The sequence below is a fragment of the Rhizobium rosettiformans genome (assembly GCF_016806065.1).
GTDB lineage: Bacteria > Pseudomonadota > Alphaproteobacteria > Rhizobiales > Rhizobiaceae > Allorhizobium.
In genome coordinates this window covers 1125399-1151176 of sequence record NZ_CP032405.1, presented here as the reverse complement: position 1 = coordinate 1151176, position 25778 = coordinate 1125399, and the positions used below count along the sequence as shown (strand labels likewise).

Here is a 25778-nt window from a genome sequence, read left to right as displayed (position 1 = left end):
AAGGCGAATGCGTCGCAGACTGTGCTTGGCTGCTTGTCGAACGGCTCCCCGGACCAGCCGTTTCGGGCACAGTCCGGGTCGAGCGATTTCAGCGCTTCTTGGGAGAAGCGGCTTCTGCACTCTTGATCTGGGTGGTGAAGGTCGAAACCGGGGTCGCCGCCGGCTTGGCCTTGTCCTGCTTCGGCTTTCTTACTTCGCGGTTCGAACGCTGTTGGCCTTTAGCCATGATGTGCTTTCCTTTTTCGGGGTGCTTGCGGGAGCCGCCGTCCGGGCGGACGCGTTGCTGCGGCTGGGATCAATATCGGTTTCGGCGATGCAGCGATCGAAGCTCTCGCTTTCGAAGCGGACGCGGTACTGGCGGCTTCCGCCGGTCTCGGGGAGCGTCGCCAGCACTTTGCAGGCGCCATTGCTGCGGGCGAGGCGGACAGGGCCGTCTTTCAGCGTCACTGTGTCGCCGATGGAATACAGGTGTCTGGTCATGGGGATCTCCTGCAGCTGGGAGGCTGCGGTCGGGACAGACATCCTTTGTGACCTGCGGTTCGGACGAAACGTCCCGCCGGTCTATAGGAGCCTGCCGTTCTACGAGGCATTGCGGCCGGACCAATTGGTCCAGACTGCGGATGTGGGGTCTAGGAGAAGGTCGGTGATGTCCGGAGCCCGAAATTCCGTCCTTGCGGATGGGGCACTTGCAGACGGACAAGCATCAGCGTTCATGGAATGCAGCCTGTCAGATTGCCGGGAAAATACAAGCTTTTTCTGGTAAGCGGGCGAAAGCCGTGCCTTTGCTTGCACCCTGTCGGATGCGTCATTAGGTTGTGGCCGAAGATGAATGAGGCTCAGGCACGATGCAGTTTCAGGGTACCGCAGACTATGTGGCAGACAAGGATCTGATGATTGCGGTCAATGCTGCGATCCGGCTGGAGCGGCCTTTGCTCGTCAAGGGAGAACCGGGAACCGGCAAGACCGAGCTTGCCCGGCAGGTGGCAGCTGCGCTCGGGCTCGATATCCTGGAGTGGAATGTCAAATCGACCACCAAGGCGCAGCAGGGGCTTTATGAGTATGATGCCGTTTCGCGCCTGCGTGACAGCCAGCTCGGCGACGAGCGCGTCAATGACGTGAAGAACTATATCCGCAAGGGCAAGCTCTGGCAGGCCTTTGCCACGGAAATGAAATGCGTGCTTTTGATCGACGAGATCGACAAGGCGGATATCGAGTTTCCCAACGATCTGCTGCAGGAACTCGATCGGATGGAGTTCCACGTCTACGAGACCGGGGAGACGGTCAGCGCAAAGATCCGCCCGATCGTCATTATCACCTCGAACAACGAGAAGGAGCTGCCGGATGCTTTTTTGCGGCGCTGCTTCTTCCACTACATCCGCTTTCCCGATGCAGAAACGCTGGAGCGGATCGTTGAGGTTCATTATCCCGGGATCAAGAAGACGCTGCTGCGCAACGCGCTGACGCAGTTTTACGAGATCCGCGAGACGCCCGGGCTGAAGAAGAAGCCGTCCACCTCGGAGGCGCTCGACTGGATCCGCTTGCTCGTGGCCGAAGACGTCGATCCCGCCGATCTGCGCGGCGAGGCGAAGAATGCGCTGCCGAAGCTGCATGGCGCGCTTCTGAAGAACGAGCAGGATGTGCATCTGTTCGAGCGCCTCGCCTTCATGGCGCGCCGCGATCGCTGAGTTCGCACCTGCGCGGAGACGCTAAGAGCCGCGGTAGGGTTTAATCGCACAAAACGAAAAAAGCCCCGCAAGCGGAGCTTTCTGGAAGAGTGGAGGGCGGTTTACTCGGCAGCGTCGGCGGAGTCCGCGTTGAGCTGACCGTATTTTTCTTCGCCGATCTTGGAGAGAAGCTCGAGCTGGGTCTCCAGGAAGTCGATATGGCCTTCCTCGTCGATCAACAGCTGTTCGAAGATCTTCATCGAGACATAGTCGCCGGCCTGGTAACAGATGTCGCGCGAGGCCTTGTAAGAGGTGCGGGCGTCGTATTCGCCGGCAAGGTCGGCTTCGAGCACTTCCTTGACGTTCTGGCCGATGCGCAGCGGTGCAACGGTCTGGAGGTTCGGATGGCCTTCGAGGAAGATGATCCGATCGATGATCTTGTCGGCGTGCTGCATTTCCTCGATCGACTCGGCCCGCTCCTTCTTGGCGAGCTTCGTGTAGCCCCAATCGTTGAGCAGGCGGTAGTGCAGCCAGTACTGATTGACCGCGCCGAGTTCGAGGAACAGCGCTTCGTTGAGCCGTTCAATGACCTTCGGATCACCCTTCATAATATTCGTCCCTTGTATGAATTGAATGGTGCAACTCTAGCGCCAGCGCTGTCGCCTGTCGAGCCCTTTTTAGAAGTATTCTAATTCTTGGGAGTGGCAAGCAGGTTTCAGTGGCCAGATCGACAGGGCAGGTTCAATCTGCGTAGCGTCTGAGAACTGGTGCGTGACGGTTAGGGAAATGGATCTGGCGGCCTAGGTGAGCGGCTGATGCAGATGCAGGCGTCTCAGCCGGCCGCGCGCTTGGCTGTCAGCATGGCCTGGCGCCGTTCGGCCAGCGCTGCCTTCTGCTCCTCGTGGAACTGCTTGAGGCGTTCCATGAAGTTGATGACCTTGGTTTCTTCGGTCTGACGGAGGGCGTGATATTCTTCGGTGGTGCGAATGATCAGGTCGACAACATTCGGAAAACAGCCGCAGCAGCGGCCGCGCTTGTTCATGGCATGGTAGACCTTACCCGGAACAATCAACTGCCAACAGTCTTCATCCAGCATCTCATTGATGACTGACTTGATGTCTTTGTCGGTGATGTAATTGCAGCTGCAGACCAGCATGGACGGGGCACTCGTCAAACATGACATTCACTCTCGCCTTTCTCGTAAACCAGATGGCCTTTGTCAAGAAAAATCGCGGATAGGGCTGCAGATGTGATCGCCCCTCGAGGTGTCGCACCGTCAATGGAAGTTGCGTCCTTTCGGCATCAGGTCCGCCATGGCGCTGCGGCGAGGATGGCCGGGCGGAGGGGCGGCCGGTGGGGGGAGACGTGGGACCTTTTCCCGCTTTGCCTGGCGCTGATCGACACCCGGGCGACGAACCTCATCCGCATGGGCGAGCGTGTCGAAGGTCTTGAGCTCTTCGAGCAGCAGACCGAGCCGGGCGCTTGCGTCGACCAGATGGTCTGCAACCACATGGATGACGCCATGCGCCTTCTGCAGGCGCCCGCGCAGGGCGACCAGCCGCGCGCCCATGACGACCGGGCGGTAACGTTCGAACACCTTCGGCCAGACAATGACATTGGCTGTGCCCGTCTCGTCCTCCAGCGTCATGAAGATGACCCCCTTGGCCGAACCCGGTCGTTGGCGGACAAGGACCAGGCCTGCAATCTCCACCTTGGCGCCATGGGAAAGATTTTCGAGATCGGTTGCCGATTTGAGGCCGGCCCGCTGCATGGCCTGGCGAAGGAATGAAACGGGATGTGCCTTCAGGGAGAAGGTCAGACTGCGGTAATCGCTCAAGACCTCTTCGCCCGGCAACATGCGGGGGAGGATCATTTCCGCCTCGCGCTGCAGATCTTCCTGGGGGGCTGCCTCGAAGAGCGGCAGGACTTCGACGGCCGCCTCTCCATCGAGGGCCTGAGCCGCCCAAAGTGCCTCGCGACGCGATAAGCCAAGAGAGGAAAAGCAGTCGGCATCGGCGAGTTTCTCGATGACGGGGCGGGCAAGCCGCGTGCGCAGCCACAGGTCGCGAACGGAATCATAACCCTTACCGCGTTGCGAAACGAGGATATCCATGGCCTCCTTCGGTATGCCCTTGATCTGGCGAAATCCGATGCGAACGGCCTTTTTCGACCTGATCACGCCGGCCATGGACCGATGACGGCTGGCGATGCGGGCCGGATCGAAATCGCCCGCCTCTTCCCCTTCGAGAAGGCAGTCCCAGGTCGAGTGGTTGATATCGACCGGGCGGATATCGACGCCGTGATCGCGGGCATCGCGCACGAGCTGGGCGGGGGCGTAAAAGCCCATGGGCTGTGAATTCAGGATCGCGGCACAGAAGACATCCGGATAGAAGGCCTTGAACCAGCAGGAGACATAGACGAGCAGGGCGAAGGAGGCGGCATGGCTTTCCGGGAAGCCGTATTCGCCGAAGCCTTCGATCTGGCTGAAGCAGCGGGCGGCGAAATCCGGATCGTAGCCATTGGCCACCATGCCCTCGATCATGCGTTTCTGGAAGCTGGAGACCTGGCCGGTGCGGCGAAAGGTGGCCATGGCACGGCGCAGCTTGTCAGCTTCTCCCGGGGTGAAACCGGCAGCCGTGATGGCGATCTGCATGGCCTGTTCCTGGAAAAGGGGCACACCCAGCGTGCGCTCCAGCACGGTGCGCAGTTCATCGCTCGGATAGCCGATCGGCCGGCCGGCCAGCAGGTCTTCGCGCCGCTTCAGGTAAGGATGGACCATGTTGCCCTGGATGGGGCCTGGCCGGACGATCGCCACCTCGATCACCAGATCATAGAACTTGCGGGGCTTCAGCCGCGGCAGCATGCTCATCTGGGCACGGCTTTCGATCTGGAAGACGCCGATCGTGTCGGCGCGGCATATCATGTCATAGACCTCAGGGCACTGGTCCTGATTGACCGAGGCCAGCGTCTCGTGACGATCGTAATGAAGTGCCAGCAGCTTGAAGGCCTTGGCGAGGCAGGTGAGCATGCCAAGCGCAAGAACGTCGATCTTCAGGATCTTCAACGTGTCGAGATCGTCCTTGTCCCATTCGACCATGTAGCGGCCATCGGCCGTGTTCATGATCGGAACGACCTCGTCGAGGCGGTCGCGGGTGATGACGAAGCCGCCGACATGCTGGGAGAGATGGCGGGGAAAGCCCTGCAAGGCCTGGGCGTAATCAAGCACGCGCCGGGTGGTGGCATCCTTGAGGTCGAGGCCGGCAGCCTTTGCCTGTTCCTCGGTGAAATCGCTGGTCCACCAGCCCCAGATCGAACCGGCAAGCGCGGACTGCACATCTTCCGACATGCCGAAGGCCTTTGCCACCTCGCGGCCGGCAGACCGGGCGCGATAGCTGATGACGGCCGCTGTCAGGGCAGCATGCTGGCGACCATAGGTTTCGTAGATGAAGCGGATCACATCCTCCCGCTTCTCATGCTCGAAATCGACATCGATATCCGGCGGCTCGTCGCGTTCCGTCGAGATGAAGCGGTCGAACAGCAGCGTCGTCTTCTGCGGGTCGACTTCCGTGATGCCAAGGCAGAAACAGACGGCGGAATTGGCGGCCGAGCCACGGCCCTGGCAGAGAATGCCTGCCTCCCTGGCGTGGCAGACGATCCGGTAGACGGTCAGGAAGTAGGGTTCGTAGCGCTTCTCCGCGATGAGCTTCAGTTCGTAGTCGAGGAGACCGAGGACCTTTTGTGGAATACCCTCCGGATAGCGGTTGCGCGCGCCTTCATAGGTCAGCCGTCGGAGGGCCAGAGACGGAGATTCTCCGTCGAAGATCTCATCGGGGTACTGGTGCGACAACTCATCGAGAGAAAACCGAAGCCGGCTAAAGAAATTGATGTTGTTGTCCAGGGCCTCCGGCCAGGCTCTCAGCAGCCGGGCCATTTCCTCTGGGCTTTTCAGGTGTCGTTCGGCATGGGCGTGCAGGCGAAGTCCGGCTTCGGCAATCGTCACATGCTCGCGGATTGCGATGACCACATCGGCAACCGGCTTGCGATCCGGAGCGTGGTAAAGGGCGTCGTTGGTGGCGATCAGGGGAAGGCCGAGCCGTTTCGAAATTCCGTCAAGCTCCGCGAAGTTTCTCTGGTCTGCGCCATCGTGACGGGGAACGAGGGCGAGATACAGACGATCCGCCAGGCGAGGGCGGAGAGAGGCGAGCCGGCTTTCAAAGGTTTCGACATCGGCATGGCTTGCCAGCGGGGGTGGCATGGCGATGAACAGAAGATCCTCGCACCATGCCAGAAGATCCTTTTCCCAGAGCGTACAAACGCCCTTTTTCGAGCGCAGGTTTCCCTCGCTCAGCAAACGACAGAGATTGCCCCATCCCTTGCGGTTCAAGGGATAGGCAAGAAGTTCAGGCGTGTCGTCGTCGAAGACGAGGCGGGCGCCGGGGCGGAATTCGAGACCATTCAATTTGGCCGCGGCATGCAGGCGGACAACACCGGCGACCGTGTTGCGATCGGCGAGGCCAAGGCCCGAAAGGCCGAGAAGCAGCGCGCGTTCCACCAGTTCCTCGGCATGGGATGCGCCGTCGAGGAAGGAGAAATTGCTGCGCAATCCGATTTCGTAAAACCTCTGCATCGTCACGGATCCTGCTTCACGCAAAGAAGCCCTGAAGGAACCAGCTCGGCGTCACGGTCCGCCGCTCATAAAGACCCTCGCGATACAGCCAGAAGCGCTGGCCATCGGTATCCTCGATGCGGAAATAATCGCGTGGCGGGGCATCCTCGCCATCAGACCACCATTCCGGCGTTAGGCGCTCCGGACCTTCGGCTCTCAGGATACGTCGTTGCACACGGCGCCAGCGGAAGCTGGCCGGTGGACCATCCGGGACCACGGACATGACCTCGACCTCTTCAGGCCGGTGGAGGAGGCGCAAGGGACGCAAGGCACGCGCCTGTCTCGCAGACCTCTGGGATCGAGGCAAAGAGAGATCTGCCGTCTTGAGCGCATCGGCGGCGGGGGCATGTGTCGACGCTCTCTCCGGCCAGTGGCTGGCCAGCGGCACGGGCAGGCGAAGCGCCCGTTCTCCCAGGCGGGCGGCCACCTGATCGAGGAAGCGCGTGAGATCCTCGCTGCCGTCCTCCTCGTCGGCAAGGGCGGACTGGCGCACTTCAAAGGCCTCGCTCAGGAGGACATTGAGGCGCACGAGTTCGAAGCCGAAGCCGGCATCGAGCTCGTCATGGATGACGGAAAGGCGCTCCTCGAACAGGACCCGGATGCGGCCTGGATCGCGCAAGGGGGCGGAGGCTCCGACCTCGATCCGAAAGACCTTGCCATCGACACGGAAGACCAGAAGTTCGAACAGACGGCCCCCTTCGCCGCGGGCTTCAAGCGAGGTTTTCAAGCCGGCAGCCAGGCGGCCGGCGAGATCGAGGACCTGATCTTCGGTCATGATCGGTTCTGCGAGACGCCGTTCGGCCGAAAGCAGAGGCAGGTGGCGTCGCGGCGAAATGGGTTCTCCCTCGTGTCCCAGCGCCTGATCGAGGCGAAGGATCGGACCCGCACCGAAGCGGCGGGTGATCGGCGCACGCGGGGCTGCGAGAAGATCCCCTGATGTCTTCAAGCCGACACGGGCGAGATTCATGACGATCTGCGGTTCGAGCCGGAGGGCCGCGATCGGCAGGGGAGCGAGTGCGGCTGCGGCCTCGGATGGGGCGACGCGCCGGGGGCCGTCAAAACGGCTGCAGGCACGGGCGAGACCAGGGGTCGGGCCGACCGCGATCTTGACCGCAAGGCCGAAGGCGGTCATGCGGCGCTCAACGTCCTCGATCAGCCTTTCCTCGCCGCCGAAGAGATGGGCGCAGCCGGTGATATCGAGCATCAGTCCGTCATCGCCGTCGAGAGCCACCAGCGGCGTGTAGCGGTCACACCAGTCGGCGATGGCATCGAGAAGCGCGCGGTCGGCGGCCGGATCCGCTTCGATCACGTCGAGATCCGCACAAATGGCACGGGCTTCCGCCAGCCCCTGTCCGATCCGCAGGCCGAAGCCTTCCGCCATATCATCCAGTGCGGTGATCCGCATGGCATTGGCGGAACGGCCGGCGCAGGCCAGTGGCGCCCGGTCAGGATGCTCGGTCGAGCCTTGGTGCAAACGCCACGATAGACCCCAGCGCCGTCGGGCGATGCGGTCGGTCGGGAGCCTTGGGAAAAACAGCGAAAGAATGCGGCGATCCAAGGCTTGCGGGTTCGGGCTGCTCGAAAAGTTGAAGGCGGCGGTCATCGGAATTCCACTCCAGAATGAGTTCGGGTGAGCCCGGAATGCGGGATTTCTCAGGTGTGATGCGAAAGACTGACGACCCGATGCTGCCGCCCAGCGGGGACCCGTCGGCGAGGGATCGCGCCGCCGCCGGCGCGGGTTCGACAAACAGGCGAAGAAGAGCGCTCGACGCCTCTTCCTCGCCTGCCTGACGGAGGATCAACAGCCTGCCACCGGTGGCGCGTGCCTTGAGGCTCAGGCGCCGGCTCTCGGTGAGGCCGAATTTCTTCGGATTGCCCTGTACTTCCAGGAGCACGGTGGAAAAGGCACGGGAGGCAAGCGCTGCCTCAGCCAGCCAGAGCGCGTCCTCGATCCGGCGAGGCAGGGCATGCACCAATGCGGTCGACGACAGGCCGAAATCGAGGAGGCCAGGACCATAGGCGAGACCCGCTTCCCGGACGACCTGGGGATCGGCGATGAAGAGGAGGCGCTGCCTCTGCGTCTGATTGTTCTCCGCGGCCATCAGAGCAAGGGCGAGCCCGAAACCGGTCACGGTTCCCGCCTGTTGCAGCCTCTGTCCCCTCACTTCGATCAACGTCCCCCGGGCCAGGCTTTCACCCACAATGCTGTCCAAGAGATCGCGTTGCTCGAGCCTTTCATTCATGGCCCTTTGTTTCGAGGCCGCGCCGGTAGGCTGGACCGTCAGGCGTGCGGCATGGTCGGGCTTTCCCTCGATCCGGGCTATTGCTTCTCGCAAGGCAAAAAGCGTCTCGCGCGCCTGAGGGCTCTCGCCCATGACGATGTCTCCTGATGAATTGTTCTCTATTTGTTCCTATGGATTCCAGAGCTTCGCGGAAGAGTCAACCGGATTCAAATGAGAATTTATTCCTCGGTTGAATTCACTCTCGAAATACCGTCGCAAACATCCTATATCTCCGGGCAGTAAGGAGTATTCATGGCCCGCATAGACCAGAGCGAGGATTGGCGCGAACGACACGCCCCGACGATCAGCACATTCGAGTCGCTGGCGATCGAGGCTTATGGGCACCTGCCGCAGGAGTTCCGCGATCTCAGCCGCGATCTCATCATCGAGATTGCCGATTTCCCCACGGACGAAGTCTTCGAAGACATGGCGCTTGAAACGCCCTTCGACCTGCTCGGTCTGTTCGAGGGGCGCGGGATTTCTGAACGCTTCTCGATGGAAACGGGCATGATGCCGAACCGCATCATCCTCTATCGCCGCCCCATCCTCGACTACTGGGCTGAAAACGAGGAAACGCTGGGTGATATCATCACCCATGTGTTGATCCACGAGATCGGCCATCATTTCGGCCTTTCCGATGACGACATGGAGCGCATCGAGGAAAGTGCCGAAGAGGCCGCCGCTGCCGACCGGTAGGTCCGGCTATCCATTCTTGCCTGTATGCCCGAACCTGGCCCGATAGGCGGCCGGGCTCGTCGAAAGCCGTGTGCGGAAATGATGGCGCAGCGTTGCCGGGGTGCCGAAGCCTGAGGCGGTAGCGATGTCGTCGAGCGACAGGGCAGCCTGGCGCTCCAGAAGATCGCAGGCATGGCGCAGCCGCCGGGTCAGCAAGAACTCGCCGGGGCTGTGACCTGTCAGGTCGCGGAAGCGGCGCTGGAAGGTCCGGCTGCTCATCCCGGCCCGCGCTGCCATCTCGGCGAGTGTCACCTCGCGCTGCAGATTGGCCTCGATCCAGTCGATCAGCGGCCCCATCCGCTGTCCTTCGCGTTCCTGGGGCACCGGCCTTACGATGAATTGCGCCTGCCCGCCTTCCCGATGTGGCGGGACCACAAGGCGGCGTGCCACGCTGTTGGCGGCATCCGCACCGAAATCGCGGCGGACGACATGCAGACAGAGATCGATGCCGGCAGCACTGCCTGCGGCCGTCAGGATCAGACCCTCGTCGACATAGAGCACATCGGGATCGAGATGGATTTCGGGATGTCTTTGCGAAATTGTGTCGGCATAGCGCCAGTGGGTCGTGGCTTTCCGGCCGTCGAGCAGGCCGGTTGCGGCCAGCACCGCTACGCCTGAACATAGCGACATCAGACGCGCACCCCGGGCATGGGCCGCCCGCAGCGCCTCGATCAAGGACACCGGAACAGGCTCGTCGATCCCGCGCCAGCCGGGCACGACGATCAGATCCGCCTCCTTGAGGAGTTCCAGCCCACCTGAAGCGCTGACCGTCAGACCGCCGGCAGCACTCAGAGGGCCGGGCTCGATCGCCGCCGTTGCATGACGATACCAGCCCTTTCCCATTTCCGGTCGCGCAAGGCCGAAGACTTCCACGGCAACCCCGAATTCGAAGGTGCAGAGGCCGTCATAGGCGAGCGTCACCACACGTGGTCCTGTGAGCAGCGAGGATGGACAAGGCGATGCCGGCGTCATTGGCGTGATCTTTACGCATGTTGTCATTTACGCCAGTTTTCCGAATTCCCGGGTAAAGGCAAGGTCTAGATATCAACGACCGAACAGGAGCCTGCCATGCCAAGTCTCGTCAGTGAAATTCCCGCCGCCGATCCGGCCCTTGTCGCTCAGTATTATCAGGCGCGGCTCACCTTCGAGACCGACTGCTGGGATGTGCATGAGGTGATGAGCCGTGGCGAGGCGGACTTCGTGCTTCTCGACGTGCGCGGACCGAAGCTTTACGAAAGGGGGCATGTGCCCGGCGCCATCAACCTGCCGCATGGCAAGATGACCGAGCGAAAGATGGCGGAATGGCCCGAGGACACGCTGTTCGTCGTCTATTGCGCCGGGCCGCATTGCAACGGCACGGATCGGGCGGCGCTCAGGCTTGCTCGGCTCGGGCGTCGGGTCAAGGTGATGATCGGCGGGATGACCGGCTGGGCGGATGAAGGTTTCGAGATCGAAAGCGGGGCCTGATCCTGGCCACAGGTTCGCTCATCCTGCCAGATGGGCGAACTCGGCGACGACCTCTTCGTAAACCCGGCGCTTGAAGGGCACGATGAGACCAGGCAGGTCCTGCATCGGTTTCCAGTCCCAGGCGTCGAATTCTGCCTGATGGCCGCCCGGCGGTGGGTTGATGGCGATTTCGCTCTCGTCGCCTTCGAAGCGGAAGGCGAACCAGCGCTGGGTCTGGCCGCGGAACTTGCCGCGCAGGCCAATGCCGATCAGATGGGCCGGCAGGTCGTAATTGATCCAACGGCCGGCTTCGGCGAGCAGGGATACGGATTTCATGCCGGTCTCCTCATAAAGCTCGCGCATGGCGGCCGGTAGCGGATCTTCGCCCGGATCGATCCCACCCTGCGGCATCTGCCAGAGCTGGGGCGAACCGTCATATTCCGAATTGCCTTCGGAAAGGCGGCGTCCCGCCCAGACGAGACCCTCGCGGTTCAGCACCATGATGCCGACGCAGGGGCGATAGGGCAGATCTTCGGCCTTCACCTGAGGCTTGGTCGATTGGAGCTCGGTCATGATATCCTCAGGGGCTGTTGTCGTTGGCGAGCGCTGAGACGCCGACGAATTCGATACCGCGGGCGACTGCTTCATTACGCCATTCGGCGACCGCTGCGATGGTCTCGTCGAAGGCCGCACCGACGCCGATCGCCTGGCCGTTGCGTCGCGCAATCCGCTCCAATTCATCGAGCTTTGCCAGGATTGCCTGGCGGTCCAACTGCGCGTCGATCATCACGTCCGCATAGGCATGCGGAAAGCCGATCGCCTTGGCGAAATCACCCGACAGCGAGCGCGCGGTGGATCCGTCGTCGAGGAACATCAGCCCGCGTTTGCCAATGTCGCGCATGACTGGGTCCATGGCCTTGTCGTCGGCGAGGAAGCGGGCGCCCATATAGTTCATGATGCCGGTGTAGTTGGTGATCCGCGCCATGGCCTGGTGCAGGTTGGCGACGTTGGTCGCAGCCGTCTTCTCGGCCAGCAGAGCGCCTCGTCCCGGATCGTTTGCCGGATAATCGAAGGGCTCCATCGGCACCTGAAGAACGATCTCGTGTCCCTTGCGGCGCGCCTCCTGCATCCAGCGCTGCAGGCTGTTGCCCGTTGCGGCGAAAGCGAGGGTGATGTCCTCGGGCAGTTCGCGGATCGCCTTCTGGCTGCCGGTCTGGCTGAGACCGATGCCGCCAATGACGATCGCGATCCGTGTGCCGCGTGCGCCGGACCAGGGTCTTGCATAGAAATCGACGGGGCGGAGGCCGGAGGCCGACACGGCAGGCAGTCCGCCCGCATCGGTGAGTTCGATCAAGTCTTCATTCGGCTGGCCTGCCAGACGCGGATCCTGGGTCGAGGCGGTGCCGATGATGACAGGCCCCTGTCGACCCGTCGGGCTGAAGGTCGTTACGACATTCCCGTCCGGAGTGGTGGTGCGGCGGAGCACGGCTCCGTCGTTCGGGCCGCTCCTGACGATGCCGGCTGCCTCCTGCTGCGGTTCGCGGCTTGCCGGCGTGTCTGGCGCCTCGGCGGTTTCCGGTGGTGCAGGGGTGAGATTGATCGGCGGGACCGCGCGCAGGTTTGCCGGTGACAGGGCCGTCCATGCGGAAAAGCCTGCAAGGGAGACGACGGCAAGGGCAGCCGCAAGACTGGACAAAGCAGAGCTGCCTTTGCCTGGCTTCTTGTCCTTGCGCTCCTGACCGAGCGGTGCATGAAGATCCATGCGATACTTCCAGTGATGTCGGCAGTCCGGATACAGAAAGACCGCCCGCGCATCAGGGATACGCGGGCGGTCAGATCAGATGCTTACTGCAGAGCGGCCTTCTGCGGATCGGCGGGGAAGGCCGGATCGGTCTTCACGCCACGCAGCAGGTCGAGTGCATAGTTGAGCTGGACGTCGTCCTTGGCTTCCGGCGGCACATAGGCAACCGAGCCGGAGCCTTCCTCGTTCTCGTTCTGGCCCTTGATGTGGCCAGGAAGAGAGGATTCGCCTTCGGTCCGCACCTTGCCCTGGAGATCTTCCGGAAGCGGCTGCTCGACCTTGATGTCGGGCTCGATGCCGGTTCCCTGGATCGAACTGCCGGAGGGCGTGTAATAGAGTGCCGTCGTCAGGCGCAATGCGCCCTTGTCGCCCATCGGGATGATGGTCTGCACGGAACCCTTGCCGAAGGAGCGGGTGCCGAGCACGGTCGCACGCTTCAGATCCTGCAGCGCGCCGGCCACGATTTCCGATGCCGATGCCGAACCGCCATTGATCAGGACGACCACCGGCTTGCCGTCGGTCAGATCGCCTGCGGTGGCGTTGAAGCGGCGGGTATCCTGCGGATCGCGCGAACGGGTCGAAACCACTTCGCCACGCTCCAGGAAGGCGTCGGAGACATAGATCGCCTGATCGAGCAGGCCACCCGGGTTGAGACGCAGGTCAAGGACATAGCCCTTCAGCTTGTCTTCCGGGACTTCCTTCTTGATCTTCTCGATCGCCGCTTCCAGATCGTCATAGGTCTTCTCGGTAAACGAGATGACGCGCAGATAACCGACATCGCCCTCGACGCGCGACTTGACGGCGCGGATCGCAATGATCTCGCGGGTCACGGTGATGTCCAACGGCTTGTCGGCACCCTCGCGCAGGATGGTCAGCTTGATCGGCGTGTTGACCGCCCCACGCATCTTTTCGACAGCTTCCTCGAGCTTGAGGCCGCGCACGCTTTCGCCGTTGATTTCGGAGATGAAGTCGCCGGCGAGAATGCCGGCCTTGGCGCCGGGCGTGTCGTCGATCGGCGTGATGACCTTGACGAGCTCTTCCTCCATCGTGACTTCGATGCCGATGCCGCCGAATTCACCGCGCGTCTGTGTCTGCATGTCGGCCGCATCCTTGGCGTTCATGTAGACGGAGTGCGGATCCAGCGAGGTCAGCATGCCGTTGATGGCACTTTCAACCAGCTTGTTCTCGTCCGGCGGTGTCACGTATTGGGCGCGAATGCGCTCAAAGACATCGCCGAAGATCGACAGTTCACGATAGGTGGAATTGCCCGCAGCCTGCGCCGGAACACCCGCCGAATAAATGACGCTCATCGCGGTTGCGCCCATCAATGCGCCGACGAGGAGAAGAGAGACCCTACGTATCATTCTGTGCCTTTCCAGAATCGCCTCCGGCCCACCAGGGACGGGAATCAACCGGTTTACCGTCTTTCCGAAGTTCAATGTAAAGCGTCGGCCGATCGGTTTCCAGCGCCAATACCGTCGCGCTTGCCACTCTTTTCTCACCCATGGTCGCCAGAGGCTCCCCAGAGAGGACGAACTTGCCTTGGCTCGTGCTGATCCGGTCCATGCCGGACAGCACCATATGATAGCCGTCGCCCGTATTCAGAATGATCATCTGGCCGTAGCTTCGAAAATTTCCAGCAAACACTACCCATGCATCGGCCGGTGCAGTGACCAGCGAACCGGGCTGTGAGGCAATGACGATGCCCTGCGCCTGGTGGCCTGTCCCGTCCGGATCGCCGAACTGTCGCAGGGTTTCGCCGGCAACCGGCAAGTCCAGTTTCTGCTTCAGCTCAGAGAACGGATATGCTGGCGCAATGCGGTTTTTATCGGGCAGTCCGGACTGCGCAAGCTCCAGCGCGCGGGCTCTCTGCTCCTCGCTCATCTGGCTGCGTCGTGCCTCCTCGGCGCGGGCAAGTTCTGCCGCCTGACGCACCGAGGTGATCTCGCTTTCGAGCGACTGGATCAGGGCCTCCATCGTTGAGGCACGCTCGGCAAGTGCCTCCGATTGCTTGCGTTCTGCCTGCAGCTGCAGCGAATTCGTGCGGGCGAGCCGATCGTTTTCGACGACGAGAAGATCCATCCGCCGCTCTTCCTCCTGGCGGTTGGCGATGGCCGCGACGAGGCCGTCCATCTCCTGCTTCCCCGCATTCCTGAGCGCGATCAACTCTTCGAGATCGGCGGCCAGCTTGTCCGTCTCGTGGCGAATGCCGGGGACGACAGCACCCAGAAGGATCGCTGTGCGGACGGAGCCGAGTGCGTCCTCGGGACTGACCAGAAGGGCCGGCGGCGGATTGCGGCCCATCCGCTGGAGAGCAGCGAGGACTTCGGCGAGCATCGACCGGCGCTCGCGGAAGGACGCGCGGATCTCATCCTCACGCAGACCGATATCGGCCAGCCGTTTTTCGCCCTCGCTGATCTGCTTTTCGATGTCCTTGCGGCGTTTGGCGGATTCGATCAGTGCGGTCTTCAGGCTCTCGGAGGTCTTCTCCAGCTCTGCGATGCTGTTCTCGAGTTCGGTCGCCTTTTCTTCCGACAGCTTCATGCTGGCGGCGATTTCCTGCAATTCCGAGCTCACCTGATCCCGCTTGGCGCGCAGTTCGAGGGCTGGATCAGGCGCTGGACCTAATACGACGCGATCACCCGTCGTCGCGGGGCCCGGCGGCAGGGCACCGGTGGTGGTCTCAGCATCGGCAGGGGTTTCAATCGCCTCACTCGGAGGTGAGGGCTGTTGTGCACGGGTCGAAAGCGGTGATGCCGATGCCACCAGTGCTGCCAGAACGCAGGCCGCCGTCAGGCCAGCCTTGCGGCGGCTGCCGTCGATCAGACGTGCATTGTCATTGGCTGCAGTGGGCAAAGGCTTCATCCGGTTCGGCGGGAAAATACGCTGATTTGCGACCAAGGCAAAGGTATGCCGTGCCGATCGTGATCAGCGCCTCAAACACGGTGATAGGGATGTCCTGTCAGGATGGTCACGGCCCGGTAAAGCTGCTCGGCAATCAGGATGCGCACGAGCTGGTGCGGCCAGGTCAGCTTGCCAAGATTGAGGACGAGCCGGGCACGATCTCGCAGGTCGGGGTCGATACCATCGGCGCCGCCGATGACGAAGGCCATGTCGCGCTGGCCGTTATCGGCAGCATCGCCGACGAATTTCGCAAATTCGGTACTGTCAAAGGCCTTGCCGCGCTCGTCGAGGACGACAATCAGCGCGCCGTCAGGGATCTGGCGGGAAAGCTCCTGGGCTTCCTCGCGCTTTCTCGTGTCGGCATTGCCGGCGCGGCTTTCATTCAGCTCCACGGAGCGCGTGAATTCCAGGCCGCATTGCGGTCCAGCCTTGGCGAAGCGGTCCAGATAGCGGGACGCGAGTTCCTTCTCCGGACCGGCTTTCAGCCGGCCCACGGCGTAGATGCCAATTTTCATGCGGGCAGTCCCAGGTTCAGGTCACAAAACCATCTCTATCGGCAGCAAGAGCACTGCCGTGTCAATCCGGCTTCGGGACCGTCCGACGGACGGCCGGCCGTTTTCAGTGCAGGCGATCCTCGATATCCGGCGCTGCCCACATCCTTTCCAGGTTGTAGAATTCGCGGATTTCAGGTCGGAACACATGCACGATGATGTCTCCCGTGTCGATCAGAACCCAATCGCCGGTCTCCAGGCCTTCGACGCGGGCGGAACCCAGGCCTTCGTCCTTCAAGTCGGAGATGAGGTGTTCGCTGATCGCCGAGACATGACGGTTCGAGCGTCCGGATACGACCACCATGTAGTCGCCCAGCGCCGATTTGCCGGCAATGTCGATGGAGACGATGTCTTCTGCTTTCGAGTCCTCGAGGCTTGCGAGGACCAGCTCAAGCGCACGGGCTGCAGCATCGGCGCCACGTTCCATGCTCTTCGGGATAGCGCGGGAGGCGCGTCCCTTGGTGTGTACTGTTGTCAGAGTTCGTCCTTTCCTTGGCAAAACAGAACAGCACGTCTGCGATTCTCATAACTGAGATCACCGACAAAAGGTGGCATCGATCCATTAAACTTTCAAGGCATGGTCGCAGATGCGGGGGCTTTGCGTCGTCATTGTCGCACGGTGCCTGCGGCCGCTCGGATCGCCGACGAACTCAGCGTCGAGCGGGGTCCGTGAATGAAGGTCCAGGCCGGCGCCCGCTTCTGCCAGAGTACGCCTGCATCCTCCTCATCGACACGTGCATAGTCGAAGGTGCGGGCCATCTTCGAGGAGAGATAGGCGAGCGTCGAGCCAGGTCGGTCGATCACGGCGATCGGGAAGGTGGTGGCGATCTTCTGCCAGCGCTGCCAGCGATGGAAACCGGCGAGATTGTCGGCCCCCATGATCCAGATGAAATGGGCATGCGGATTGCGAGTACGAATGAACTCGAGCGTGCGTGCGGTGTAACTCGTTCCGAGCGTTTTCTCGAAGGCGGTGACCTTGATGCGCGGATCCGTGGCCAATTGCTCGCAGGCGTTCAGACGCTCTGCGAGAGGCATCAGCTCCGTTCGGCTCTTCAACGGGTTGCCCGGTGTCACCAGCCACCAGAGCTGGTCAAGACCAAGGCGACGCAAAGCGATCTCGGCGACCAGAAGGTGCCCCGCATGCGGCGGGTTAAAGGAACCGCCGAAGAGGCCGATCACCATGCCGCGCTCGACATGCGGCATCACCAGATGACGATGGGCGACCGCCTCTTCCGCCACGTCAGGGACGGACCTGGCCGGTGCCGCGGACGCGGTACTTGAAAGATGTCAGCTGCTCGACGCCCACGGGCCCGCGCGCATGCATCTTGCCGGTCGCGATGCCGATCTCGGCGCCCATGCCGAATTCGCCGCCATCAGCGAACTGGGTCGATGCGTTGTGCAGCAGGATGGCCGAATCGATCTCGTTGAAGAAGCGTTCGACGACGGCGGGGTCTTCTGCAATCACGGCTTCGGTGTGGTTCGAAGAATAGCGAGCGATATGGTCGATCGCACCACCAATGCCATCGACCACCGCGACGGAAATGATCGCGTCGAGATATTCCGTGCGCCAGTCCTCCTCCGTTGCCGGCTTGAAGCCTGGCATGACCCGGAGCACTGTTGCAGAGGCGCGGACTTCGCAGCCCGCTTCGGTCAGCGCCTCGATCAGGGGCTGCAGATGGGTGCCGATTGCGGCACTGTCGATCAGCAGGGTTTCAGCCGAACCGCAGATACCGGTGCGGCGCATCTTGGCGTTGACGACGATCTTCTTCGCCATCTCCAGATCGGCGGAGCCGTCGACATAGACGTGGCAGAGACCTTCGAGATGGGCAAAGACCGGGACGCGTGCTTCCTGCTGAACCCGCGCGACGAGGCTTTTGCCGCCACGCGGCACAATCACGTCGATCGATCCCTCGAGGCCGGACAACAGCGCACCGACGGCGGCACGGTCGGTAGTCGGCACAAGCTGGATGGCGTCAGCGGGCAGGCCGGCGGAGAGGAGGCCCTTCACCAGGCAGGCATGAATAGCACGCGATGAATTGGCCGAATCCGAGCCGCCGCGCAGGATCACGGCATTGCCGGCCTTCAGGCAAAGTGCTCCGGCATCGGCCGTCACGTTCGGGCGGCTTTCGTAGATCACGCCGATGACGCCAAGCGGCGTACGCACGCGCTCGATATGCAGGCCGTTGGGACGGTCCCATTCGGTGATGACGGTGCCGACGGGATCGGGGAGATCGGCGATCTCGCGCATCGACTGGGCGATCGCGGCAACGCGGGCGAAATTGAGAGTGAGACGGTCGATGAAGGATGCGGCGAGACCCGACTCTGCCACATTCTTGAGGTCGATCGCATTCGCAGCGAGGATCTCGGCCTCGGCCGCCATCAAGGCGTCGGCCATTGCGAGCAGGGCCCGGTTCTTCGCTTCTGTCGATGCGATCGCCAGGGGACGAGCGGCGGCTCGGGCGCGGCGGCCGATGTCGAGCATCAGGCCTTCGACAGAGTTCTGGTTCGACACGGTATCATGCATGGGCGGCATCCTTCCGGTCACCGGCTGCGCTTTCGCGCTGGCCGAGTTCGGTCATGACGAGGTCGTCGCGATGAATCATCGCAGCGCGACCTGCATAACCGAGGATCTGCTCGATTTCGTTGGATTTGCGGCCGCAGATGCGGCGCGCCTCGTCGGCGTCGTAACCCGCCAGTCCACGGGCGATCTCGCGTCCTTCGATCGTGACGATCGATACGGTATCGCCGCGATGGAAGGCGCCGGAGACGGAGCGCACACCGGCCGGTAACAGGCTCTTGCCCGAGCGCAGCGCGCCTTCGGCGCCGTTGTCGACCTGAAGCGTGCCTGCCGGCTGTAGCTGACCAGCGATCCAGGTCTTGCGTGCCGTGACGGGCGACTTGGAGGCTGCAAACCAGGAATGGCGTGCTCCGTTTTCGATCGATGACAGCGGGTTCATCGTCTTGCCGGAAGCGATGATCATGGCGCAGCCGGCGCTGGTTGCGATCTTGCCGGCATCGATCTTGGTGCGCATGCCTCCACGGGAGAGCTCGGAGGCAGCCCCTCCAGCCATGGCTTCGATGGCGGGCGTGATTTCCTCGATCGTATCGAGAAACTGCGCCTCAGGATCGAGGTGCGGCGGGGCGGTATAGAGGCCGTCGATATCGGAGAGCAGCACAAGCAGGTCGGCGCCGGCCATGGTGGCCACGCGAGCGGCAAGCCGGTCATTGTCGCCATAACGGATTTCAGTGGTCGCGACCGTGTCGTTCTCGTTGATGATCGGGATGGCGCCGATCTTCAAGAGCTGGCTGAGGGTGGCGCGGGCGTTCAGGTAACGCCGGCGTTCCTCGGTGTCGCCGAGCGTCAGCAGGATCTGGCCGGCAACAATCTGGTGTCGCGAAAGGCTTTCCGACCAGTGGCGGGCCAATGCGATCTGGCCGACAGCAGCGCAGGCCTGGCTCTCCTCGAGCTTGAGGGCACCGGAGGGCATGTCGAGCACGGTTCGACCGAGCGCAATCGCACCTGAGGACACGACGAGAACGTCGGTCCCACGGGCTTTCAGGGCTGCGATATCGTCACAGATCGCATCGAGCCATTGCTTGCGGATCCCGGACCCTCGATCGACCAGAAGGGCGGACCCGATCTTGATGACGACCCGCTTGACGCGGGAAAGCGAGCGGAGCCGGGTGGACATCAATCGTCGCCTTCTCCGTCGTCGAGGCCGGCTTCCAGATTTCCGTCGTCATCCCGCTTGCGGCGGTTCTTCTCGCGCTTTTCGGGCAGGGGCTGGTTTCCCTGGGCGGCGACGATGATATCGCGCAGGGCACGCAGCGCATCGGTCATGCCCTTGCCGGTGATGGCCGAGAGCAGGAGCGGTGTCTGGCCGCAGGCTTTTTTCAGTTCCGCCGCCTTCTTCTTCAGTTCGGCCTCATCGAGCACGTCGATCTGCGAGAGGGCAACGATTTCCGGCTTGTCATCCAGGCCGCCGCCATAGGCATCAAGCTCGTAGCGCACCGTCTTGTAAGCCTTGCCGACCTCTTCTTCCTGGGCGGAAACGAGATGCAGGAGGACACGGGTGCGCTCCACATGGCCGAGGAAACGGTCGCCGATACCGACACCTTCATGGGCGCCTTCGATCAGGCCCGGGATATCGGCGAGGATGAATTCGCGTTCGTCGACGGTGGCCACACCCAGGTTCGGGTGCAGGGTCGTGAAGGGATAGTTGGCGATTTTCGGTCGAGCACGGGTGACGGATGCCAGGAAAGTCGACTTGCCGGCATTGGGCAGGCCGACGAGACCGGCATCGGCGATCAGCTTCAGCCGCAGCCAGACGGTCTTTTCTTCACCTTCGAGGCCTGGATTGGCCCAGTCCGGTGCCTGATTGGTCGCGGTCTTGAAATGGGCGTTGCCGAAGCCGCCATTGCCGCCCTTGGCGATGCGGAAACGCTGGCCCTCGACCGTCATATCGACGATCAGGGTCTCGTTGTCTTCCTCGAAGATCTGGGTGCCGACAGGCACCTTGAGTGTCACGTCTTCGCCGTTTGCGCCCGTGCGGTTGCGGCCCATGCCGTGGGTGCCGGTCTTCGCCTTGAAATGCTGCTGGAAGCGAAAGTCGATGAGGGTGTTCAGGCCGTTGACGGCCTCGACCCAGACGTCACCGCCCCGGCCGCCGTCGCCGCCGTCAGGTCCGCCGAACTCGATGAACTTTTCGCGCCGAAACGAAACAGCACCGGCGCCGCCGTCGCCCGAGCGAATATATACCTTAGCCTCGTCGAGAAATTTCATCTTGCTGCCGTCAATTCTTCTGTCAGGTTCTGCGCGGAGAGTTGCGGCCATCGATATAGCCGCTTGGCGCGGAGGTCAAAGAGTATCGTGAAGTTCGTAAGCTACAACATCCAGTATGGCGTCGGCCAGGACGGGCGTTTTGACCCTGATCGGATCGCCGACAGCATCCGCGATGCGGACGTGATCGCTCTGCAGGAGGTGACCCGTGGCTATAGCCGGAACGGTTACGCCGATCTGGTCGAGACCTTTTCCGCATTGTTTCCGGACTACTTTGCGGCCTTCGGTCCGGCCTGCGACGTGCTGGTGGATAATACCACGATTGACGGTCGCCTCCGTGAGCGGCGCTTCCAGTTCGGCAACATGGTCCTGTCGCGTTATCCGATCCGATCGAGCCGCAACCTGCTTCTGCCGCGCAACCGCACATTCGACAAGCTGAACCTGCAGCGCGGCGCGCTGGAGACCGTCATCGATGCTCCTGACGGAGCGCTGCGCGTCTATTCCGTCCATCTCGATCATGTCTCGCCGGACGAGCGCATCGCCCAGATCGCCTATCTCAAGGAGCGTGTCTTCGGTTATCTCTCCGAGGGCGGAGCGCTGACGGGTGCGATCGAATTCGCCGTTACCGATCCGCCGCTGCCGGAGGACTTCCTTATTATGGGGGACTTCAACATGGAGCCGGAAAGCCCCGAATACACTGCTATGGTCGGTCGCAAGGATGCCTATTACGGGCGGGCGCCGAGAGCGAGCTTTCCCGTCGATGCCGAAGCGCATCTGAATTCGCGGCCTGCGGACGGCTATAGCTGGGTCAGCGAGGATGGTTCGCGGCGCATGCATCTCGATTACTGCTTCGTCAGTGGCGGTCTCGTTGGTCGACTGAGGAACTGCCATGTGGATCGGTCGGCCGTCGGATCCGACCATTTCCCGGTCTGGGTCGAGCTCGGGGAGTAGTGACTCCGGGCGCGGAGCGCCCGGAGGAAAGTCGGCTATGCTTTGTGACTGCGGCTGGCAAAATCCGTCTGGCCGAGCCGCATTTCGACCAGCGACACCATCTGCGCGCGCGACTTCGAATAGACGTCGCGCACCCCGACGATCCGGAATCCGCGCCCTTCCAGCACCCGGCGCGAGGCCAGATTATCGGCAAAGGCGCCGCTTGCGATCTCGACCCCCGGCATGCGTCGGAAGAAGCGCTCGAGCGCTGCCTCGAGCGCTTCGGACATGATGCCCTTGCCCCAATAGAAGCGGTTCAGCCAGTAGCCGACGTGCCAAAGACCATGGCGGACCTCCAGAGAGACGACGCCGACATGCACCCCATCCAGGGTGATTGCAAAATGCCAGTCGGACTTCAGGCCCGATGTCACCATGTTCAACCAATCGCGACCGTCCTCCCGATCATAGGGAACAGGCACACGCGTCAGCATGCGAGCGACTTCGAAGTCGCCGAGCGACCCGGCAATCGCATCGGCATCCTGCATCCGATGTGGACGCAGGGTGAGGCGTGCCGTTTCGATGACCGGGCAGGGTCCCGGCATGGGCGTTGCGAGCACCGCTCTTTCTGCAACAAGCGCGCTCATCGCATTTCCCCCCAGCTCTTCAGGGACAGCCAGGTCTTGCGATCCAGCCGGTACCATTCGACGGGGACTGTTCCGCCCATGGCCAGGTTGCCGACCATGCCGGTGCCCTGGAACTGGAAGCCGCACTTCTGGATGACGCGGCGTGAGGCGATGTTGGTCACCCGGCAGCGCGCATCGATGCGGCTCACCCATTCACGGGTGCGGAAGGCCATGTCGATCAGTGCATGGGCCGCTTCCGTAGCGTAACCCTTGTTCCAGTAGGGTTCCCCCAGCCAGTAACCCATTTCCAGGGTGGTATCGTCAGCCGGATTGGGCTCCAGCGCGCAGCAACCAAGGAATTCGCCATTGTCCGCTTTCGTGATGGCATAGACGCACTTGCCGATCTCGCCGATATTCGTGCGTCGCACGAAGTCGGCCGCGTCTTTTGCCGTGTAGGGATGCGGCATGCGCGCCACCATGGTGGCAATTGCGGCGTTGTTGGCGAGATGGGCAAGGGCGTCGATGTCTTCGATGTGGGGAGCGCGCAGGACGAGCCTTTGCGACAGTAAGACAGGGCAATCGCTCCTCGGCCGATCGGGCCTTGGCCGTTCTTCGGGCGACCGTGATTGGTCATCCCTCAACATCAGACTTTCCATGGTTCAGTCTCCTTCGTTGGACAAGAAAAAAGGGGAGATGGCGCCCCATCTCCCCTTTTTTCTAGACTGAACCTGGTGCGGTCAGCCGGGTCGATGAGACGCCGGCTGTTAAACGCTACCGGCTTTATTCTGCTGCTTCGGCTTTCGGCATTACGGACACGTATACCTTGCCGTTGGCCTTGGTACGGTACGCGACATTGCCTTCGATGAGCGCAAATACGGTGTGATCCTTGCCCATGCCGACATTGGCGTCGGGATGCCACTGCGTACCGCGCTGACGCACGATGATGTTGCCCGGAATGACGGCTTCGCCGCCGAACTTCTTCACGCCGAGGCGCTTGGAATTGGAATCGCGACCGTTGCGCGAGGAACCGCCAGCTTTTTTGTGTGCCATTGGATTGCTCCTTTAAACCTTGTTATCCGCGTTTCAGGCTGCGACGATGTCGGTGATGCGCACCACAGTGTGGTGCTGACGATGGCCGCGCGAACGCTTGGAGTTCTGACGACGACGCTTCTTGAAGGCGATGACCTTCTTGCCGCGGGTCTGTTCGACCACTTCGGCCGTAACCTTGGCACCAGCCACGAAGGGCGCGCCGATGGTTGCGGTTTCGCCTTCGCCGACCACGAGAATCTCGGTGAATTCGATGGTTGCGCCAGCTTCGGCTTCCAGCTTTTCGATGGTCAGCACGTCGTTGGCGTTTACGCGGTACTGCTTACCGCCGGTCTTGATGACTGCGAACATTTTTTATCCTTTCATGTTCGTTCCGGCTCTCCCCTTGCGAGGGGCCGTCTTTTTGTCAGTCGGAGGAGCAGGATTTTTGATCCTGCCGGTTGAGCATCGCCGGAGGCGAAGAACAGAAGGCGCAGTTCGCCTACGCTTTAAGTCGAGCGTCGCATACGTGAGGGTGGGCGGAGTGTCAAGGAGAAAGCGGCAAAAAGCCAGCGCGCGCAGCGCTTAGGCCGTGCCGTGTGGCACCATGATCGATTTTCGCGCGCAATTGCGCTCAGACTTCGCTCCGCAAACCTTCAATCAGGTCCACCAGTCGCCTGCCTGCTACGGCCAGATCCCCGCTGTTGTCGATCGTTACGACCTTTACATCCTCGGGCAAGGGGTCCGTTGCACGGGCGAGTCTTGCCTCGATATCGGCTGCCGTTTCGCGTCCGCGGGCGGCGAGACGCTTGGCCAACACGTCCGGACGGGCAGTGACGTTCACGACCAGCAGCTGCGGAAATGCGGCCCGAAACCCCTCGAGGGCGGAGCGGGAACCGTTGACGATGACGACGCGACCGGCAGCGAGATCGTCGTGGACATCGGCCGGAATGCCGTAGCCGAGGCCGTGGGCCTTCCAGTACACGGCAAAGGCGCGTGACCGCACCAAGGCCTCGAAGGTCTCAGCAGTGACGGGTTCATGATCCTCGCCGATGGAGTCCTTCGGGCGGGTGATCATGCGGCGGACGAAAAGAATGTCTTCTGTGCCGGAAAAGTGCCGGCGTGCGAAATCCATGAGGCTGTCCTTGCCGACGCCGCTCGGGCCGACAACGGCAATGACCGTGCCGCGTGACGCATCCCGTTCTAGTGCCATGCCTGTCGCTGCATGCATCATCAGGCCACCCGGCGCCCTTCCCGCCAGACGGCACGGATCACCGGCACGCCTGCGTCGCGGCGGACGCGCACGAGATCTGCGCGAAGGCCGGTTTCTATCCGGCCGCGGTCGTCAAGGCTTACCGTTCGCGCCGGCGTCGCCGTCACCATGGCGATCGCCTGGGGCAGCGAAATGCCGTCGATCTCGTCGGCCAGCACGAAGCTCGCATGCAGGAGGCTGAGCGGCACATAGTCGGAAGAAAGCACGTCGAGCACACCGCGCTTGGCGAGATCACGGGCGGCGATGTTGCCGGAATGCGACTTGCCGCGGACCACGTTGGGGGCGCCCATCAGCACGCTCATGCCCGATTGGTGCGAGGCTTCCGCGGCTTCGATGCTGGTCGGGAATTCGGCGAGCTTGACGCCGTGCCCCTTGGCTTCCTCGACATGGGCCAGCGTTGCGTCGTCATGGCTGGCGACCGTGATCCCGCGCTCGGCGCAGGACCTCGCGAGAGTGTCGCGATGCACCGTCGAAAAGCGCTCCGACAGCGAGAGGCGGCTTTCGACGAAGCGGGCGAACTGCTCGTCGGTCAGGCCGCGTTTGGTCTTGTAGTAGAGTGTGTACTGTTCCATCGTCTGAAACTGACGCTGGCCCGGGGAATGGTCCATCAGCGAGACGAGACGCACATGCGGATCGTTCTCAAAGTCAGAGAAATGCTCCAGCACGTTGTCTGAGGCAACTTCGCAGCGCAGGTGGATCAGGTGCTCGGCCCGCAGCCTGTCGTCCCGTTCCGCGGCCTGGATGGCATCCGCCATGTCGCGCATCTCGCCCTTGTCGAAGCCGCCGTCCTCGTCTGAGCCCATGCGCAGGCAGTCGAAGACCGTGGTGATGCCCGAGGTGACGATCTGCGCATCATGGGCCTGGATGGCCGAAGTCATGTGCCAGCGGACGCCGGGACGCGGGGAGTAGTGCGATTCCAGGTGGTCGGTGTGCAGTTCGACGAGGCCCGGGATCAGGTAGTCGCCGCCGAAGTCCTCGCCGGTGCGGCTCGGGCCCTCCTCGATTTCGGCGATCAGGCCATCACGGACCACGACTGTGCCGTCGACGATCCGGTCTTCGAGAACGATGCGGGCATTGGAAAAGATCTGTTCGGACAT

General features: G+C 62.3%; 28 protein-coding genes. 4 read left to right on the top strand and 24 right to left on the bottom strand.

The window, feature by feature from the left end:
- Positions 1-88: 88 nt before the first annotated feature.
- Both D4A92_RS05500 and D4A92_RS05495 read right to left on the bottom strand, forming a co-directional pair.
- A complete protein-coding gene (locus D4A92_RS05500; RefSeq protein ID WP_167494915.1) occupies positions 89-226 on the bottom strand; it encodes a hypothetical protein in 138 nt (45 codons plus the stop codon).
- Complete coding sequence (locus D4A92_RS05495) at positions 190-480, bottom strand: hypothetical protein (RefSeq protein ID WP_006724320.1); 291 nt, start codon at positions 478-480, stop codon at positions 190-192. The genes D4A92_RS05500 and D4A92_RS05495 overlap by 37 nt, the downstream gene beginning before the upstream one ends.
- 365 nt (positions 481-845) lie before the next feature.
- On the opposite strand from D4A92_RS05495, the gene D4A92_RS05490 reads away from it, so the two are divergent.
- A complete protein-coding gene (locus tag D4A92_RS05490; protein WP_203018628.1) occupies positions 846-1685 on the top strand; it encodes an AAA family ATPase in 840 nt (279 codons plus the stop codon).
- 101 nt (positions 1686-1786) lie between these two features.
- Here D4A92_RS05490 and bfr read toward each other — a convergent pair whose 3' ends face one another.
- The 5 genes from bfr to D4A92_RS05465 all read right to left on the bottom strand — a co-directional run bounded on the left by bfr (position 1787) and on the right by D4A92_RS05465 (position 8705).
- Complete coding sequence (gene bfr, locus D4A92_RS05485; protein WP_054150235.1) at positions 1787-2272, bottom strand: bacterioferritin; 486 nt, start codon at positions 2270-2272, stop codon at positions 1787-1789.
- 224 nt (positions 2273-2496) lie between these two features.
- Positions 2497-2820, bottom strand: coding sequence for a hypothetical protein (locus tag D4A92_RS05480; RefSeq protein WP_006724323.1), 324 nt, complete (start codon positions 2818-2820; stop codon positions 2497-2499).
- 120 nt (positions 2821-2940) lie between these two features.
- The gene (locus tag D4A92_RS05475) at positions 2941-6291 is read right to left on the bottom strand and encodes an error-prone DNA polymerase (protein WP_203018626.1); all 3351 of its coding nucleotides are present in this window, start codon (positions 6289-6291) and stop codon (positions 2941-2943) included.
- A 16-nt stretch (positions 6292-6307) separates the two neighbouring features.
- On the bottom strand, positions 6308-7735 hold the full coding sequence (locus tag D4A92_RS05470) for a Y-family DNA polymerase (RefSeq protein ID WP_246754080.1): 1428 nt from the start codon (positions 7733-7735) through the stop codon (positions 6308-6310).
- A 40-nt stretch (positions 7736-7775) separates the two neighbouring features.
- A complete protein-coding gene (locus D4A92_RS05465) occupies positions 7776-8705 on the bottom strand; it encodes a hypothetical protein (protein ID WP_203018624.1) in 930 nt (309 codons plus the stop codon).
- A gap of 159 nt (positions 8706-8864) precedes the next feature.
- Here D4A92_RS05465 and D4A92_RS05460 point away from each other — a divergent pair, with 159 nt between their 5' ends.
- Entirely contained in the window at positions 8865-9308 is a 444-nt protein-coding gene (locus D4A92_RS05460; protein WP_006724327.1) for a metallopeptidase family protein, read from the top strand.
- A 6-nt stretch (positions 9309-9314) separates the two neighbouring features.
- Here D4A92_RS05460 and ftrA read toward each other — a convergent pair whose 3' ends face one another.
- Positions 9315-10346, bottom strand: a complete 1032-nt coding sequence (gene ftrA, locus D4A92_RS05455; RefSeq protein ID WP_203018622.1) for a transcriptional regulator FtrA — start codon at positions 10344-10346, stop codon at positions 9315-9317.
- A 69-nt stretch (positions 10347-10415) separates the two neighbouring features.
- Between ftrA and D4A92_RS05450 the strand changes: the two genes are divergently transcribed.
- Positions 10416-10814 carry a rhodanese-like domain-containing protein gene (locus tag D4A92_RS05450; RefSeq protein WP_203018621.1) on the top strand — a complete coding sequence of 133 codons (399 nt, stop codon included), beginning with the start codon at positions 10416-10418 and terminating at the stop codon, positions 10812-10814.
- 18 nt (positions 10815-10832) lie between these two features.
- Here D4A92_RS05450 and D4A92_RS05445 read toward each other — a convergent pair whose 3' ends face one another.
- The 10 genes from D4A92_RS05445 to obgE all read right to left on the bottom strand — a co-directional run bounded on the left by D4A92_RS05445 (position 10833) and on the right by obgE (position 20832).
- A complete protein-coding gene (locus D4A92_RS05445; protein WP_203018619.1) occupies positions 10833-11366 on the bottom strand; it encodes an RNA pyrophosphohydrolase in 534 nt (177 codons plus the stop codon).
- A gap of 7 nt (positions 11367-11373) precedes the next feature.
- Entirely contained in the window at positions 11374-12555 is a 1182-nt protein-coding gene (locus D4A92_RS05440) for a divergent polysaccharide deacetylase family protein (protein WP_203018618.1), read from the bottom strand.
- Positions 12556-12638: 83 nt separating this feature from the next.
- Positions 12639-13958 carry a S41 family peptidase gene (locus D4A92_RS05435; RefSeq protein ID WP_203018617.1) on the bottom strand — a complete coding sequence of 440 codons (1320 nt, stop codon included), beginning with the start codon at positions 13956-13958 and terminating at the stop codon, positions 12639-12641.
- Entirely contained in the window at positions 13948-15459 is a 1512-nt protein-coding gene (locus tag D4A92_RS05430) for a murein hydrolase activator EnvC family protein (RefSeq protein ID WP_246754033.1), read from the bottom strand. Before D4A92_RS05430 ends, D4A92_RS05435 begins: the two co-directional genes overlap by 11 nt.
- Positions 15460-15530: 71 nt before the next feature.
- A complete protein-coding gene (gene rlmH, locus D4A92_RS05425; protein WP_203018616.1) occupies positions 15531-16013 on the bottom strand; it encodes a 23S rRNA (pseudouridine(1915)-N(3))-methyltransferase RlmH in 483 nt (160 codons plus the stop codon).
- A 103-nt stretch (positions 16014-16116) separates the two neighbouring features.
- The gene (rsfS, locus tag D4A92_RS05420; RefSeq protein WP_246754032.1) at positions 16117-16476 is read right to left on the bottom strand and encodes a ribosome silencing factor; all 360 of its coding nucleotides are present in this window, start codon (positions 16474-16476) and stop codon (positions 16117-16119) included.
- A 179-nt stretch (positions 16477-16655) separates the two neighbouring features.
- Complete coding sequence (locus tag D4A92_RS05415; RefSeq protein ID WP_246754079.1) at positions 16656-17252, bottom strand: nicotinate-nucleotide adenylyltransferase; 597 nt, start codon at positions 17250-17252, stop codon at positions 16656-16658.
- 37 nt (positions 17253-17289) lie between these two features.
- Complete coding sequence (locus D4A92_RS05410) at positions 17290-18573, bottom strand: glutamate-5-semialdehyde dehydrogenase (RefSeq protein ID WP_203018613.1); 1284 nt, start codon at positions 18571-18573, stop codon at positions 17290-17292.
- Positions 18566-19741 (bottom strand): glutamate 5-kinase, encoded by a 1176-nt coding sequence (gene proB / locus D4A92_RS05405; RefSeq protein WP_203018612.1) that lies wholly within the window; start codon positions 19739-19741, stop codon positions 18566-18568. Before proB ends, D4A92_RS05410 begins: the two co-directional genes overlap by 8 nt.
- Positions 19741-20832 (bottom strand): GTPase ObgE, encoded by a 1092-nt coding sequence (gene obgE, locus D4A92_RS05400; RefSeq protein WP_203018610.1) that lies wholly within the window; start codon positions 20830-20832, stop codon positions 19741-19743. Before obgE ends, proB begins: the two co-directional genes overlap by 1 nt.
- Before the next feature lie 87 nt (positions 20833-20919).
- Between obgE and D4A92_RS05395 the strand changes: the two genes are divergently transcribed.
- Positions 20920-21780, top strand: coding sequence for an endonuclease/exonuclease/phosphatase family protein (locus D4A92_RS05395; protein ID WP_203018608.1), 861 nt, complete (start codon positions 20920-20922; stop codon positions 21778-21780).
- 35 nt (positions 21781-21815) lie between these two features.
- Here the strand turns inward: D4A92_RS05395 and D4A92_RS05390 are convergent, their stop codons facing one another.
- From D4A92_RS05390 to D4A92_RS05365, 6 genes are all read right to left on the bottom strand, one after another.
- Positions 21816-22403, bottom strand: coding sequence for a GNAT family N-acetyltransferase (locus D4A92_RS05390; protein ID WP_203018606.1), 588 nt, complete (start codon positions 22401-22403; stop codon positions 21816-21818).
- Entirely contained in the window at positions 22400-23038 is a 639-nt protein-coding gene (locus tag D4A92_RS05385) for a GNAT family N-acetyltransferase (protein WP_203018605.1), read from the bottom strand. Before D4A92_RS05385 ends, D4A92_RS05390 begins: the two co-directional genes overlap by 4 nt.
- A 124-nt stretch (positions 23039-23162) precedes the next feature.
- Complete coding sequence (rpmA, locus tag D4A92_RS05380) at positions 23163-23432, bottom strand: 50S ribosomal protein L27 (protein ID WP_054158048.1); 270 nt, start codon at positions 23430-23432, stop codon at positions 23163-23165.
- A 33-nt stretch (positions 23433-23465) separates the two neighbouring features.
- A complete protein-coding gene (gene rplU / locus D4A92_RS05375; RefSeq protein ID WP_054150254.1) occupies positions 23466-23780 on the bottom strand; it encodes a 50S ribosomal protein L21 in 315 nt (104 codons plus the stop codon).
- A gap of 262 nt (positions 23781-24042) precedes the next feature.
- The gene (phnN, locus tag D4A92_RS05370) at positions 24043-24621 is read right to left on the bottom strand and encodes a phosphonate metabolism protein/1,5-bisphosphokinase (PRPP-forming) PhnN (RefSeq protein WP_203018604.1); all 579 of its coding nucleotides are present in this window, start codon (positions 24619-24621) and stop codon (positions 24043-24045) included.
- Positions 24622-24641: 20 nt separating this feature from the next.
- Complete coding sequence (locus D4A92_RS05365) at positions 24642-25778, bottom strand: alpha-D-ribose 1-methylphosphonate 5-triphosphate diphosphatase (protein ID WP_203018603.1); 1137 nt, start codon at positions 25776-25778, stop codon at positions 24642-24644.